Annotated in this window: 13 protein-coding genes; 6 read left to right on the top strand and 7 right to left on the bottom strand. The window is 34.6% G+C overall.

All coding sequences use genetic code 11. From position 1 onward, the window contains the following. Positions 1-12: 12 nt before the first annotated feature. On the bottom strand, positions 13-762 hold the full coding sequence (locus tag ACGH6P_RS03100) for a MipA/OmpV family protein (RefSeq protein WP_411596715.1): 750 nt from the start codon (positions 760-762) through the stop codon (positions 13-15). 171 nt (positions 763-933) lie between these two features. On the opposite strand from ACGH6P_RS03100, the gene ACGH6P_RS03095 reads away from it, so the two are divergent. From ACGH6P_RS03095 to ACGH6P_RS03085, 3 genes are read left to right on the top strand one after another with little or no spacing between them, the layout of a single operon-like run. Then, positions 934-2,343, top strand: coding sequence for an aspartate aminotransferase family protein (locus ACGH6P_RS03095; protein ID WP_143425959.1), 1,410 nt, complete (start codon positions 934-936; stop codon positions 2,341-2,343). A gap of 47 nt (positions 2,344-2,390) precedes the next feature. Then, complete coding sequence (locus tag ACGH6P_RS03090; RefSeq protein ID WP_411596714.1) at positions 2,391-3,467, top strand: GNAT family N-acetyltransferase; 1,077 nt, start codon at positions 2,391-2,393, stop codon at positions 3,465-3,467. Next, the gene (locus ACGH6P_RS03085; protein WP_411596713.1) at positions 3,464-4,336 is read left to right on the top strand and encodes an arginase family protein; all 873 of its coding nucleotides are present in this window, start codon (positions 3,464-3,466) and stop codon (positions 4,334-4,336) included. The genes ACGH6P_RS03090 and ACGH6P_RS03085 overlap by 4 nt, the downstream gene beginning before the upstream one ends. Before the next feature lie 60 nt (positions 4,337-4,396). On the opposite strand, the gene ACGH6P_RS03080 is transcribed toward ACGH6P_RS03085, so the two are convergent. From ACGH6P_RS03080 to ACGH6P_RS03065, 4 genes are read right to left on the bottom strand one after another with little or no spacing between them, the layout of a single operon-like run. Then, positions 4,397-4,795: a DMT family transporter gene (locus tag ACGH6P_RS03080; protein WP_411596712.1), complete on the bottom strand. Its 399-nt coding sequence runs from the start codon at positions 4,793-4,795 to the stop codon at positions 4,397-4,399. 1 nt (position 4,796) lies between these two features. Then, positions 4,797-5,153: an EamA family transporter gene (locus tag ACGH6P_RS03075; RefSeq protein ID WP_065558652.1), complete on the bottom strand. Its 357-nt coding sequence runs from the start codon at positions 5,151-5,153 to the stop codon at positions 4,797-4,799. Next, on the bottom strand, positions 5,153-5,986 hold the full coding sequence (locus tag ACGH6P_RS03070) for an alpha/beta hydrolase (RefSeq protein ID WP_220216405.1): 834 nt from the start codon (positions 5,984-5,986) through the stop codon (positions 5,153-5,155). Before ACGH6P_RS03070 ends, ACGH6P_RS03075 begins: the two co-directional genes overlap by 1 nt. Before the next feature lie 12 nt (positions 5,987-5,998). Then, the gene (locus ACGH6P_RS03065; protein ID WP_411596784.1) at positions 5,999-6,655 is read right to left on the bottom strand and encodes an MtnX-like HAD-IB family phosphatase; all 657 of its coding nucleotides are present in this window, start codon (positions 6,653-6,655) and stop codon (positions 5,999-6,001) included. Between the two features lie 231 nt (positions 6,656-6,886). Between ACGH6P_RS03065 and ACGH6P_RS03060 the strand changes: the two genes are divergently transcribed. From ACGH6P_RS03060 to glnS, 3 genes are all read left to right on the top strand, one after another. Beyond that, positions 6,887-7,615, top strand: coding sequence for a winged helix-turn-helix domain-containing protein (locus tag ACGH6P_RS03060; protein ID WP_267350428.1), 729 nt, complete (start codon positions 6,887-6,889; stop codon positions 7,613-7,615). After that, positions 7,612-8,955, top strand: coding sequence for an ATP-binding protein (locus ACGH6P_RS03055; RefSeq protein WP_267350429.1), 1,344 nt, complete (start codon positions 7,612-7,614; stop codon positions 8,953-8,955). The genes ACGH6P_RS03060 and ACGH6P_RS03055 overlap by 4 nt, the downstream gene beginning before the upstream one ends. Before the next feature lie 168 nt (positions 8,956-9,123). Next, a complete protein-coding gene (glnS, locus tag ACGH6P_RS03050) occupies positions 9,124-10,800 on the top strand; it encodes a glutamine--tRNA ligase (protein ID WP_220216408.1) in 1,677 nt (558 codons plus the stop codon). 50 nt (positions 10,801-10,850) lie between these two features. Here glnS and ACGH6P_RS03045 read toward each other — a convergent pair whose 3' ends face one another. Both ACGH6P_RS03045 and ACGH6P_RS03040 read right to left on the bottom strand, forming a co-directional pair. Next, positions 10,851-11,369 (bottom strand): endonuclease V, encoded by a 519-nt coding sequence (locus ACGH6P_RS03045; protein ID WP_411589682.1) that lies wholly within the window; start codon positions 11,367-11,369, stop codon positions 10,851-10,853. A 240-nt stretch (positions 11,370-11,609) separates the two neighbouring features. Further along, on the bottom strand, positions 11,610-14,312 hold the full coding sequence (locus ACGH6P_RS03040; RefSeq protein ID WP_411596711.1) for a DUF2339 domain-containing protein: 2,703 nt from the start codon (positions 14,310-14,312) through the stop codon (positions 11,610-11,612). Between the last annotated feature and the right edge of the window lie 187 nt (positions 14,313-14,499).

Below are 14,499 nucleotides of genomic sequence, written 5' to 3'. Positions count from 1 at the left end.
AAAGTATTGAAATTAAAATTTATAAGAGACTCCCATATAAAATGAGGTTACAGTGCTTTTGTTAACCATTGGGCTATTAGCTGCATCACCGGTTAATTTGTCGACATGCATGCCACCGAACAGATTAAGATGTTCGGTTAATGCATATTGTGCACCTATTTCGATATAGGGTGTGAAAGATCCGTTAGCATGATAATAGCGTAAACCAGAACGAGAAGATTCTTTATGTGATATCCCATAGTAATAATTATTGTGTTTATTATTTGCCCAGTTGATACCTATTGTTGGAACAATAATTAAATTACCTAGCATAAATGGTACGCTGTAATCGGCATTGACTAAGATGCTATTACTTTTATTTAGCATGTCTGCTCCAATGCTGCTTGAAAAACTGCCCCAATTGGTATCAATAGAGTACTCAAATTCTGCTAATAATGTTGCATGACGGCTATCAAGCCGTTTTAATTGGCGATTATTTGAGTCGTGTGGTTTGAATTCATTATCAAGATAACGAGCACCGATAGATAAACTTTGATTATCGTTATTAAAAACATACACACCAGCCGATAGATCATCAATAAAAAATGTATCATTATCGTAATCGATATGGGGAACTGGATAGTAACTGGAACTATAACCTTTGTAAGGTGAATTTGACCAACCGCCACCAACACCGATAAAAGTAGGATCTGCTAATGCGGTTTCACCAAATCCTAATGCAGATAACGCTAAAATAGGAATTATGCAGTGTGATTTTTTCATAGGGTTTATATCCATTTGGGTAACAATGCTATCCTCTAGCAGAAAATTATTTCGCTGAGTTTGATACTATCGTCACACAATCTATACAGTAATTGTACATTGTAACAAACAATTTTCTTGAATAATAATGCCACATTTTATCGTGTTTGAATATGGATTAGTGAGATAATTATGAGTAAACCAACTTTAGAAATGATTAATAGTCGTCCTGACGATGCAACATTATTAGCTGATGAAGCTAAATATTGCTCTTTTGGTGATACTGTTCATTATGTTGAACCACCAAAGATTTTTGATGGTTGCGAAGGTAGCTACATGTATGATAAAGAAGGTAAAGCTTTCCTTGATTTACAAATGTGGTATTCAGCATGTAATTTTGGCTATGCTAATGAGCGATTAAACAACGTACTTAAAAAGCAAATTGATACTTTACCACAATGTGCTAGCCAATATTTGCATCCAACCAAAATTGAATTAGCTAAAACCATTGCACAAGGTATGGAACAGCGTTTTGGTTATCAAGGACGAGTTCATTTTAACGTTGGTGGATCACAATGTATTGAAGATTCTTTAAAAGTAGTACGTAATGCTACTGGTGGTAAGTCATTAATGTTTGCCTTCCAAGGTGGTTATCATGGTCGTACACTTGGTGCATCTTCAATTACTTCTAGTTATCGTTACCGTCGTCGTTATGGTCATTTCGGTGATCGTGCTATGTTTGTTCCTTTCCCATATCCGTTCCGTCGTCCAAAAGGCATGACCGCAGAAGAGTATGGTGAACACTTAGTTGCTGAGTTTGCACGTCTATTTGAAACTGAATACCACGGTGTATGGGATCCAAAAGTAGGACAAGCTGAATATGCTGCATTTTATGCAGAACCATTACAAGCAACGGGTGGTTATATTGTTCCACCTCGTAACTACTTTAAAGGTTTGAAAAAAGTATTAGATCAATATGGAATTTTATTGGTTGTTGATGAAATCCAAATGGGCTTTTATCGTACAGGTAAACTTTGGTCAATTGAGCATTTTGATGTTAAACCTGATGTGGTTGTTTTTGCCAAAGCGTTAACCAATGGTCTTAATCCACTAGGTGGTTTATGGGCACGTGAAGAGTTGATTAACCCTGAGGTGTTCCCTGTCGGCTCAACGCATTCAACGTTTGCTTCTAATCCATTAGGTACAGCAGTTGGTCTTGAAGTGTTAAAAATGACGTCAGAAACTGATTACGAAACCATGGTTATGGAAAGTGGTGCTTACTTCCTTGAAGGTTTAAAAACACTTGAGAAGAAACATAAAGAGATTGGTGAAGTTGATGGTTTAGGTCTTGCGCTTCGTGCCGAAATCTGTACCGAAGATGGTTTTACCGCTAACAAAGCGTTAGTAGATAAAATGGTGGATATTGGTATGTCAGGTGATCTTGATTGGAAAGGTAATAAAATGGGCTTGGTGCTTGATATCGGTGGTTATTATAAAAACGTGATCACTTTTGCTCCATCGCTACATATTACTCGTCAAGAGATTGATCAAGGTATCGAACTACTTGATCAGTTAATTACCCGAGCGAAAAAAGAACTTTAATTGTTAATTTCTAACCTTCCCGTCAACTCATGTTGGCGGGACTGCACATGATAGCCAATCGTTTAAATATATTTATGAAATACATCAATCAGCTAGAACCTAATGAATTAGTCGACAATTTTTTGACTTATCCACCGCAAGATTTTACGGCGTGGCTGAGTGAAAATGGTGTGCCTGCTTTTGCTGCAAAGTTTGATTTATTAACTACTGCTGATGATGATTTTAAGCATAAGATCCAAAAACTCCCTTTTTTTAAAAAATGGCGACATTGGTTACAGCCGAAAACTTGTTTTATAGGAACAACCGTTTCTGAATATGCTCTATTGACCGATCAGGTAGAAGCAGAACAGTTAGCGGATAACATTAAAACCGCATATACAAAAAAGTCTCCTTTTGTTATTGTCAAAGATTTGCCTTTATCCTCGCCTTTACTTAGCGAACAAGACAATCATTATTCAAACCAGCTTATTTCGGCATTAAAAACAAGAGGATTTATTGAAGTTGAAGGACAAGCATTAGCTTGGTTACCGATTGATTTTAGTGATTTAAATGATGTGTTTTCACGATTTTCGTCCAGCCGTCGCAAGAATTTTAGACGTAAATTAAAAGCTCGCGAAAAATTAGAGATTAAGGTTTTGCATAGTGGTGATGAGTGCTTTTTTGATGATGAGGTGTTAGATCATTATTACCAACTTTACCTCAATGTTTATCAACAGAGCGAGGTTCATTTTGATCTACTGACCAAACCGTTTTTTATTCAATTGCTGCAAAGTAAATCTATCCAAGCACGCATTTTTACCTATTATCACGATAATGAACTTATTGGCTACAATATCTGTTTTGTCGTAAATAATATGTTGGTCGATAAATATATTGGCTTGGTTTATCCTCAAGCTCGTGACTTTAATCTTTATTTTGTTAGTTGGTTTTTTAATCTGGAATATGCCATTGAGCAAGGATTTAGTCACTATATTGCGGGTTGGACAGATCCTGAGGTTAAACGATCGTTAGGTGCGCAATTTACTTTAACCAAACATTTGGTTTACATCCGTAACCCATTATTAAGATTTATTTTAAGCAAATTGATTGGTCATTTTGAAAGTGACAAGGAGAAAGTAGCATGACATATCCTATTATACTCAATTTCGATCAGAGTGTAGGCGAGATTAATAATGCTAAAATAATTAATGTAACTCAGTGGCAAGATACGATTCGCTTTGGTTGCTCTGAAAAAAAATTCTGCCAATTTAAAGCTGAATTGCAACAATCCTTACCTGAACATTATGGTACAGTCTTTATGGGAAGTGGTGATTATCACCATATTTCATTGTTGCTTATTGAACGGTTGGCTAAACACTATTCCGCCGATAATCCAATCCAAGTAATTGTGTTTGATAATCATCCTGATAATATGCGCTATTTATTTGGTATTCATTGTGGTTCATGGGTTAGCTATGTGGCAAGTTTACCTTTTGTCAGTCATGTTCATGTGTTAGGTATCACATCTCATGATATTGGACTTTCCCATTTTTGGGAAAATAGATGGAAACCCCTTTTTCAGAAAAAACTGACGTATTGGAGTTTGGATGTCAATGTATCGTGGGCAAAAAAAATAGGTTTGGGGCAAGCTTTTCGCCATTTTTTTACTCCAGATGATCTGATTGCTAGTTTCTTATCCGAACAATACCATAGCGCCGAACCTGTGTATTTATCGATAGATAAAGATGTATTAAGTGAAAAGGTCATTCACACTAACTGGGATCAAGGTCAATTACAAACTTATCATCTGCTTGATACCATTACTTCGTTAAAGCAACGTATTGTGGCAAGTGATATCACTGGTGAATTGTCAATATGGCAACCCTCTAATTGGTTCAAACGGTTGCTGAGTTCATTAGATAAACAACCCACTATTGAGGCAGATAACTTACACAATTGGCAACAAGCACAACATCAGCTTAATTTAACATTATTAAAAGCTTTATCAGTATAACGACAAGTTTAGAAGCTGTAGCTGATTATTTAAGAAATCAACTACAGTTTGAATTAACTTTTATTGATGATTATCAGCGTTTTGCTTAGCCAATTGGCTTTCCGCTAAAGCTAAAAACAAGATACCTGATACAATAAGAATGGTGCCAATTAACTTATATAATGTGATTGGTTCATGAAACAGCCATATCGAAGCTATCATAACCGTGACAACTTCAAAGTGAGAGGCAGCAAAAGCTGGCCCAACAGGGGCTTTTTTTAATAAAGTCATCCAAGTAAAAAAAGTTAAAACATAACCAGCGATAGAGATGTATATCCATGGATTAGTAAATACCCTGACTAACCAATCAACACTCATTGCTAGTGGTTCAGCATGGATGGCGGTTAATTTAAAGCTACATTGTGCAATAGTATCGAAAAAAAGCAATATCGTAAAACCGATTAAATAGAATCTAGCCATATTAAGACATCCCTACAAAGATTACGCCAGCAGTAATGAGTAACATACCAATGAGTCGGTAAACAGTTAATAGTTCTTTGAAAAGCACTCGACCAACTAACATAATGGTGATGATATTAAATGATGCCAGCAACACCCCTTGAGAAAGTGGAACCAATGTTAAAAATGCTAACCATAATAAAAATTCTGCAACATAAGAAATTATACCAATCCAGATCCAATGATTTTTAGCCAAATCAACCCAGTAATACCAGCCATCTCGATTATTAGGGGCGGTTGCTGCGTATTTAAAAGCAACTTGCCCTAATGTATCAAAACAGATATTACTAACCCAAAGTATAATCACTAATAGCGACATTATGAATTGGTTCCCTCTGCTATTTCATTGAAGAATGATGCGCACTCTTTAATGACTTCACGACGTTGGCTATCAATTGTAATTAAATGATAACTATCATTAAGTACCACTAATTTTTTTGATCCTGAAACGTGTTTCTCAACTAATTTAGCGTTGGTTTCAATATCAGCTATGTCATCATGACCAGAATGCATAATCAAACACGGTGAAGTCACCTTAGGTAGTGCTTGGCGAACGTTTTTAGCTAACAATTGCATTTCGGCCAGTGCAGGAAAAGGATTTCCAGCAAGTCCGGCAGATGCCGCATCACCACTCAGCATACTTTCCGATACAACGGCTCGGATCCGCTCATCTTTAAGCCCATAAGGTGGCTTTTCGATGAAAGAAACCTTTTGGAAAAGCCCCAGTTTTTTCAAATACACCAGCAAGAAAAAGAATTTTTTAGCCCAAAATGGCATGCTCCAACCATCATAATAAAAAGTTGGTGCTAAAACACCCACACCTTTAATTTGCTCTGGTCTATCTGATGCAAGTTTAAGCGCAAGGAGTGCGCCCATGGATAAACCGGCAACAAAAACATTATCAACATGTTTTGCTAAAAAATCAGCACCATCTTTTACACTTTGATACCAATCTTGCCAAGTGGTTTTACAAAGATCCTCTTCAGTACCACAGTGACCCGCTAATTGTATAGCATACACGGTAAATCCGGCTTTATGTAAACCATTAGCTAAAATACGCATTTCGTTGGGTGTACCTGTTAAGCCATGTATCAAAAGTACACCATTTTTGTTACCCGGTAAAAAATAAGATAAATCTTCAATTGTACTCATTATTATTCCTAATTATTTTACCATTATGACAGGGATAAGAGCATCTTGAGTTTTTTTCAGTGCTGTCGTGACATCGGCAAAACGTTGAATAGCACAGTGTTCAATCTTGTTGGTTTCACAATATTGAATCAATTTGTCTTTTGCAAATACAAAGTCCACATTATGAGATACACAATAATCGGATGTGCCATCACCTACATACAGTATTTGTGGAAAGAATTGTTGTTTTTTAACATGATTACATTTGCAATTTCCACTTTGTTTAATACAGTTTTTATTCGCATAAGGAAATTCAAGACGCCAACTACGCCCATTATCATGCATTAATTTATTGGCATATATCGGGATATGTGTTATACCGTGTCGTTTTAAAACAAATTGAATTGCGTAATCTAACCCATCACTCACAATATGAACTGGGATATTATTCTGTTCAGTATAATCAATGAATGATTTAAACGTTGAATCAATTTCGATTTGTGATAAAACGTGATTGAGTTCATCTAAACTGGCATCCATTAAGGCAATTTGTTTACTCATGCACTCTTGGGAGCCAATTTTACCGTTAACCCATAACTCTTCAAGCTCATCACAACCATCTTGACCAAAATGACTCAGCAATGTATCTGTCACATCTTTGACACTTATGGTGCCATCGAAGTCACACAAAACAATAGGAGTTTGATGTTGTGTATAAGATGGTGTATATAGATGACTAGTAATTGATGAAAAAGTATTCATATTTGAAATAAAAATAGTCTATTTATATATATTGGCGCAAATTTTCTCACAGAGTCGCTTTGAACATTGTAGGCTCTTTGTATATATTTTGTAACGAAGTTAAAATTGTCTGTATAATAAGGATTCTTTTAGCACAATTTACGGTAATGAGAACCTAAGATGAGTGAACGTATTTTAATCATTGAAGATGATCAAAGGTTAGCTAATTTAATAAAAGTTTATCTGGTTCGCCAAGGATATCTTGTTGATTGGCATAATAGTGGTGAAGGTGCAGAAGAAAAAATTCAAGAAATAAATCCCGATTTGGTTATTTTAGATGTGATGCTTCCCGAAAAATCTGGTTTTGATATCTGTCGAGATATACGGACATGGTTTACAAATTATATTCTTATCATGACGGCTAGCGAAGATAATATTGACGAAATTGTCGGTTTGGAATTAGGAGCAGATGACTATCTGGCAAAACCAGTCGAGCCAAGGTTATTATTGGCACGCATTCGAGCTTTATTAAGACGAAAGCAAATTGAATCCGAGAAAGAAGTAAATAAAGATCCCGTCACGGCAACGAATAATAAAACGTTGATTTTTGATAATCTGATTATCGATGATGAAAATCGAAAAGTATTACTTGAAGGTCAAGAAATCGATCTCACCACAGCAGAGTTCGATCTACTTTGGTTGTTGGCGAATAATGCAGGTAAAATTTTATCTCGTGATGATATTTTTTCTCAAGTTCGAGGTATAGATTTTGATGGAACGGATCGTTCTATCGATGCTCGTATTTCTCGATTACGACGCAAGTTACTTGATGATCCTGATAACCCTTCACGTATTAAAACGGTTCGAGGGAAAGGTTATCTATTTATGAGAGAAGGGGATAATCATTGAGACAATTATTAGCAAAACCGCTGTTTTTTAATCGTCGGATTGTGTTTTATCTGGTTATCTTACTTTCGCTACAATGTATTATTGCCTATGGTGCCTTACTCGTATTTGATTCGTTGCCTTCTTCATTAACGGATATCCCTGATGACCACATTGTCTTTCGTGAATCACAACGAGGTACGGTTAATCTGATTCGAATGCAAATTAATGAGAATAAAGATCGTCCCCTACAAGAAGTGGTTGATGAACTGCAACCCTATTTTGGGTATCCGATTGAAGTTTTACCGAGTCATACTTCGTTACCCCATTCCATCAATAAAGAGCTAGCAGAACTTGGATTTGCCTATGATGGTGACAAAGAAGTGGTCTATATTGATTTAAAAGAGGGGCATCTTCTTCAGCTAGGCCCTATTATGATGCGGGATATTCTAGAATCAAACACAATGTCTTTAAGTGTTTTTCTGGTTATTTGGGCGCTTTTTAGTGCAATTGTCTTTTTTATTTTAATCTATTTTGCGTTTAGTGCTGTTTGGAAGGATTTGGTTAGCATTAGACAGACAGCCGAACAGCTTGGTCAAGGAAACCTTAAAGCGCGCACTGAAAATGTTAAAGGCTGGTTATTTAAACCGTTAGCAAATGTGTTAAATAATATGGGAACACACATTGAGCATTTAGTTAGCACTAATCAAACCATTTCGCATGCAATGGCGCATGAACTTCGTACGCCACTGGCTCGTATGCGATTTGAGCTCAGTATGCTCGAAGAATGTGATGATGTACAAGAAAAGTTATTGCTGCAAAAAGGAATGAGCGATGATATTAATGAACTTGAAACGCTCATTAATGCCAGTTTAAGTTACTTTAAAATGCAGCAAAGTAATATTGAGTTAAATTTAACGTCGGTATCACTCAAGCAGTGGGCGGAAAAAGTTTGTCAATCTCTCGAATTATTCAAACCTAAAGGATTTGAGTTAGTTTGTCACAGTCAAGACGTAAAAGCGCTTATTGATACTAATCTGGTTGAAACCATAGTTAAGAATTTATTACTTAATGCGTTCAAATATGCAACGCATAAAGCGGTTTTAAATATTACAAAACAGAACAATCGAGTTATTATAGAGATTGATGACGATGGTCCCGGTATCCCGTTTGATGCACGTGAAAAAATTTTTATGCCTTTTGCAAGGCTTGATACCAGTCGAACACGTTCAACAGGTGGATATGGTCTTGGATTAGCTTATGTAAAATTAATGGCAGAGTTTCATAATGGGAAAGCATTTGTTGTCACTAGCCCTTTAGGCGGTGCAAGATTTGTTGTTTCAATAAAGTCTGGTGAAGAATAATTTTATTGGGAATTCGTTTTTAGAAAACAGAAAAGCATATCAATTCAAATCATGCTGTTTTTTCATTTCAGAAAAACAAAAAATTTGTTATATTCTCAAGTCAAATGAGATAAGTAACCAAACTAATAGTTAAAATTTTGTATTAGTTAACAACAATCAGAGGTTTTTATGAGCGGTTCACTACCGACCGAGACAGAGACACGTCCAACTAACTTTATACGTCAAATTATCGATGCAGATCTTGCAGCAGGAAAATATAAAACGACGCATACACGTTTTCCTCCAGAACCAAATGGTTATTTGCATATTGGTCATGCCAAATCAATTTGCTTAAATTTTGGGATTGCTCAGGATTATCAAGGTAAATGTAATTTACGTTTTGATGATACTAATCCTGTTAAAGAAGATGTCGAATATGTTGAATCGATAAAAGAAGATGTTCGTTGGTTAGGGTTTGAGTGGGATGGTGAAATTTGTTACTCATCTGATTATTTTGACCGATTATATGAATATGCGATTGAGTTAATCAATAAAGGATTAGCCTATGTTGATGAGCTTTCGCCTGATGAAATTCGTGAATATCGTGGCACGTTGAAAGAACCGGGTAAAAATAGTCCTTATCGTGATCGTAGCATTGATGAAAATTTAGCATTATTTATTCAAATGAAAGAAGGTAAATTTGCTGAAGGTAAAGCATGTTTAAGAGCAAAAATTGATATGGCTTCACCTTTCATTGTTATGCGTGACCCGGTGTTATATCGTATTAAATTTGCAGAACATCACCAAACAGGCAATAAATGGTGTATTTATCCAATGTACGATTTTACCCACTGTATATCTGATGCGATTGAAAATATTACTCACTCACTCTGTACGCTTGAATTTCAAGACAATCGTCGTTTATATGACTGGGTATTAGATAACATAACGATTGAAGCTCGCCCACATCAATATGAGTTTTCTCGATTAAATTTAGAGTATGCTATTACCTCTAAACGGAAATTAAATTTACTCGTATCAGAAAAAATCGTTGATGGTTGGAATGATCCTCGGATGCCAACTATTTCGGGTCTCCGTCGTCGAGGTTATACGCCTGCTTCAATTCGAGAGTTTTGCCGTCGAATTGGTGTGACGAAACAAGAAAACACGGTAGAGATGAGTACGCTTGAATTTTGTATCCGTGAAGATCTTAACGAAAACGCGCCGCGAGCGATGGCTGTTCTTGATCCTGTTAAAGTGGTAATTGAAAACTATTCTGAAACAATTGATGAAGTTCTCAACGTACCTAATCACCCAAATCGTCCTGAACTTGGTCATCGTGAAGTGCCATTCACTCGTGAGCTCTATATCGATCGTGCTGATTTTAGAGAAGAAGCTAACAAAAATTACAAACGCTTAGTATTGGGTAAAGAAGTACGCTTACGAAATGCTTATGTCATTCGTGCTGATCGGGTTGAAAAGGATTCACAAGGCAATATTCAAACGATTTATTGTAGTTATGACCCTGCCACTTTAAATAAAAATCCGGAAGATGGACGTAAAATTAAAGGCGTTATTCATTGGGTTTCAGCCAAATTTGCTAAACCAGCAGAAATTCGCCTTTATGATCGTTTATTTAATACCCCTAATCCTGGGGCAGCAGACGATTTTTTATCAACCATTAACCCAAGCTCTTTAATCGTTAAACAGGGTTTTGTTGAGCCAAGTTTACAAAATGCTGAAGTTGGACATGCTTATCAATTTGAACGTGAAGGATACTTCTGTTTAGATAGTAAATATGCAACCGATGACAATTTAGTATTCAACCGAACGGTTGGATTAAGAGATAGTTGGAACGAAGCTTAAATTAACCAGATTTGCCGACATGATGTCGGCAAATCACTTTTTAAATGTGATTACTCACCGATTTTAAACAATTTTGTTTGTTGATCTAAATAGCTGAGAATATCTGGCATTCGGTATTTACCTGCCATTGATTGTATGTTTTTAGCTGCACTCGTTAGTGCTACACCAACTGAGGTTACATAAAGCGGGTGTTTACTATGACCTCGGACAACTTCCATTAAATAGTCACTATTGCCTGCAAAAGGTTTTTTAGCCACGCCGATAATAGGTACTTTTTTATTTAAAGCATTATATAAATGCCCACCCAAACCTATTTTACCTTCATTTAAATGCACATAACCATCAATGATAATTGTTGAAATTTTATTAAGATCAACTTTATTGAGCAGGGATAAAATGCAAGGTAATTCACGTTGATAAAATTGACCAGATTGATAAGGAGCAACATTATCTTGATAGTCAGTAATTATACTTTGAATGTCAGATTTTGAATCGCACCAATGATTAAATAACACCCCCACTGTTTTTGCTCGAGTATCGATATAGTAAACATCAATTGCAAGTATCATATTAAATTCCGTTTCGATAAAACTGATTAATCATTAAATCAATATACTGAGATTAATTTATTAAACAAATCAGTATTTTTAATAATTGAAGCGATTAATTTGATTAAATTTTGTTTTTTAATCATTATAAATAACTTAATTTTTATACTTTATTTTATATTCATAATAAGAAATAGCCATAAATAAAAATAATAATCTAACACATAGGGTTAGTTAACCCTATGTGAAATATGTAATTTACTATTTATTAGCCTCATTATTTTCAACCTTTATTTTTGGCGGTAATGGTGCTAAATAACCGATGATTAGCATCAGTATTGCTATAGCAATAAATGCAAATGCTTTCAATAATCCCTCAAGTTCAATGCTATCAATCAAAATTAACTTGATTACGACAATAGTTTGGAGTGTTACTCCTGTAAACCATGTAATACGTTGTTGATAACGATGACCAATAGTGACTAAGACAACGGCAACAAGCGTCCATATAAGTGAAATTGTTGCTTGAATGATTTTGGAATTCCATAATTGATAAAACGACCAAGGTATATCAAGCCATTGACTTAAGCATCTCAAAATCATACTGTTGGTCCATAAACAAGCCATGACAATTAATAGTATGGTAGCAAAATTAGGCAATTTTTGATTAATGTTAGCCAGACTAATTTTCTGATCATCAAATTGTATGAAATAAGCGCTGAATTTTATCCAAATTCGAATCATGAGTAAGGCAAAAATTGCACTCAATTCAAGCGGATTAAATATTGGTATATAAGGCCAATTGATTATTTGACCACTATAAAAGATAAATATGAATAATTTCACAAATAAATAAATTATGATAGGGGCTAAACCTATTAACCAATAAGTTTTACTAATCGCAAAATGAGTTAATAATCTTTTTTTAACAAGTAGATAAAATAATAATACAATACCGCTATCCAGGAAGAATAATGTACAGTATTGAATAGTCTCTAAGCTTAGTGGTAATAAACTTAAACTATTCTTAATTTCAAAGAATAACCAATCTAAAGTCATCAAAAACAAACTAATATGCAGGATTAAATAAAAATAATTTTGAGCCTTAATTAATCTGTCTTTGATAATATACAAATAAAAATAGCAACTCAAAAAGGCGATTGCCCAAACCATGTTCCAGTTAGTCGTCAATAAATTAGTATCAAATAAGAATTTTTCATTGATTAATCGTAAAAATAACATGATCGGCCAGAGCAGTAAAACAGCAAATTTGAGCATAGTCCATTTTAGTTTTTGACCGATGTAATACCAGACCCATGTAGCAATTAGGAAAGCTAAAAGTAAAATTGGTAGTTTATGTGCTATTTGGTCAATTCTTATAATGCTATATAGAATCCAGATTACCCAAGCGTGGCTAGCCAATACAAAAAATACGATTTTGAAAATGTTACCCCAATTATTTTGATTACAGTAATAGTGCCAAATAAGAGCATTAATCAGTAAAATCAGGCTAATCAATCCTAAAAAGAATATATTTTCTGTGACGGTAAAGACTAAATTAGGCAAATTATAACAAAAGTATAGCAAACTAAATGTATTAATGAATGCCCCTAGCATGGCAAATTTGAACTGTCTGTTATTGAGCATTACCCAACTTAATGCAGTGCCTTCAAACAACCAAATTAATACTGTCCATTCAAGATTAAACCAAAGAGCAATCGCTAATGTAATAAAAGAGAGTCCTATTGCAATACCAAACAATGAACTTGTTCTTGATGTAAATCGATTATAATGTAACGTGATATAAAATATTGTTAAATAAAATATTCCAAATCCCAACGAAGAAAATGTCGGTCCAAGCGGCCATTGTCGCGTGATAGCATATTGCAACATAAAGGCAGTTATAGGGGTGCCAAAAAATAAAATAATATCAATAATATGTGGATGGTTTTTCTTATTAGTTTTATGACCAGCTAATGAGGTAGCTAAAATGCCATAGGTTATCATGTTAACGATGATAAAAAACTGGCATTCAGTATAAAATTCTGGGCGAAAATTAATTATTCCCCATGATGCGGTAATTACAAAAGTAAATACAAATCCTATTAAGTTAAGTATTCGCCATGATTGCCAAATACTAATTACTAAAATTGCACTCGAAATGACGGAATAATAACTGAATAATGTAATGTGATTATCTGAATTTGTTGATAACAATATCGGGGCTAAATAGCCACCAATACTGGCAATAATTGCCAAACTCATTGCGCGTTGTAAAACAGCGAATAAAACGCTCACTGAACAGAGGGTGATTAATAAAATAATAGCAACTAAGAATGGAATAAGTGCATAAAGTTTACAGGCTGCAAATATAGTTAAATATAAAATACCTACAGAACCGCCTTGTAATATTAGGGCATATATCCGTTTTTTTGTGCGTAAATACCAACCAAACACAAATAATACTAAACCTAAGATCAGTGTACCAACGATACGAACATTAGGTAAGATTAATTGATTTTCAATACTATGCTTAAATAAATATGAAAGACCAAAAAATAGGATAATAATGCCAACCTTAGCTATCAAATTGCCTTGAAAAAGCCAGGTAAAAAACGAATTGAAAACACTGGGGTTTTTGCCTTGTTTGGTTGATTGATTTCTTGATGGCGAGCTTTCCCATGGTTGATGTTGTGATGTTTGGATTGACGTTACCGGTTGAATATTGGTTAGTTGTTGTAAATCATTGGTGTTTTCTGATTGCTCAACATATTCAGGTTTTTTTTCAGCGATTTTTACATCCTGTTCAATAGTGGCTTTGAGGTTGGAATGAACAAGATCAGATTCTACCGACTTAGTATTGTTTTCTGTTAATTCATAACGTTGAATTTTTTTTGTTAGCTCATTAATTTGAGATTGTAAATTGTCTAAGGTTGAATTTAAACATAAACTGATTATTATCACTATTGAGATCAGTACAATGAAAATCAATAGTATTGTAAATGTGCTTATCATATTTCTTATATTTCTGAGATATTTTTTTATTAGTTACGGTATATTATATGTAATCGATAACAAATAACAAGGTGAATTACAACACAATAAATGTTTTAAAGATAGCCACATTGTTTACTTTCTTTTATACTATTAG

The sequence above is a fragment of the Gilliamella sp. CG25 genome (assembly GCF_046635705.1).
In the GTDB taxonomy this organism is placed as follows: domain Bacteria; phylum Pseudomonadota; class Gammaproteobacteria; order Enterobacterales; family Orbaceae; genus Gilliamella; species Gilliamella apicola_I.
This window is presented reverse-complemented; position numbering and strand designations above follow the sequence as displayed.

What these genes read in the sequence shown, in the direction of transcription:
- ACGH6P_RS03100 (WP_411596715.1), bottom strand. Translation starts at nt 762, where the DNA reads ATGAAAAAATCACACTGCATAATTCCTATTTTAGCGTTATCTGCATTA.
- ACGH6P_RS03095 (WP_143425959.1), top strand. Translation starts at nt 934, where the DNA reads ATGAGTAAACCAACTTTAGAAATGATTAATAGTCGTCCTGACGATGCA.
- ACGH6P_RS03090 (WP_411596714.1), top strand. Translation starts at nt 2,391, where the DNA reads ATGATAGCCAATCGTTTAAATATATTTATGAAATACATCAATCAGCTA.
- ACGH6P_RS03085 (WP_411596713.1), top strand. Translation starts at nt 3,464, where the DNA reads ATGACATATCCTATTATACTCAATTTCGATCAGAGTGTAGGCGAGATT.
- ACGH6P_RS03080 (WP_411596712.1), bottom strand. Translation starts at nt 4,795, where the DNA reads ATGGCTAGATTCTATTTAATCGGTTTTACGATATTGCTTTTTTTCGAT.
- ACGH6P_RS03075 (WP_065558652.1), bottom strand. Translation starts at nt 5,153, where the DNA reads ATGTCGCTATTAGTGATTATACTTTGGGTTAGTAATATCTGTTTTGAT.
- ACGH6P_RS03070 (WP_220216405.1), bottom strand. Translation starts at nt 5,986, where the DNA reads ATGAGTACAATTGAAGATTTATCTTATTTTTTACCGGGTAACAAAAAT.
- ACGH6P_RS03060 (WP_267350428.1), top strand. Translation starts at nt 6,887, where the DNA reads ATGAGTGAACGTATTTTAATCATTGAAGATGATCAAAGGTTAGCTAAT.
- glnS (WP_220216408.1), top strand. Translation starts at nt 9,124, where the DNA reads ATGAGCGGTTCACTACCGACCGAGACAGAGACACGTCCAACTAACTTT.
- ACGH6P_RS03045 (WP_411589682.1), bottom strand. Translation starts at nt 11,369, where the DNA reads ATGATACTTGCAATTGATGTTTACTATATCGATACTCGAGCAAAAACA.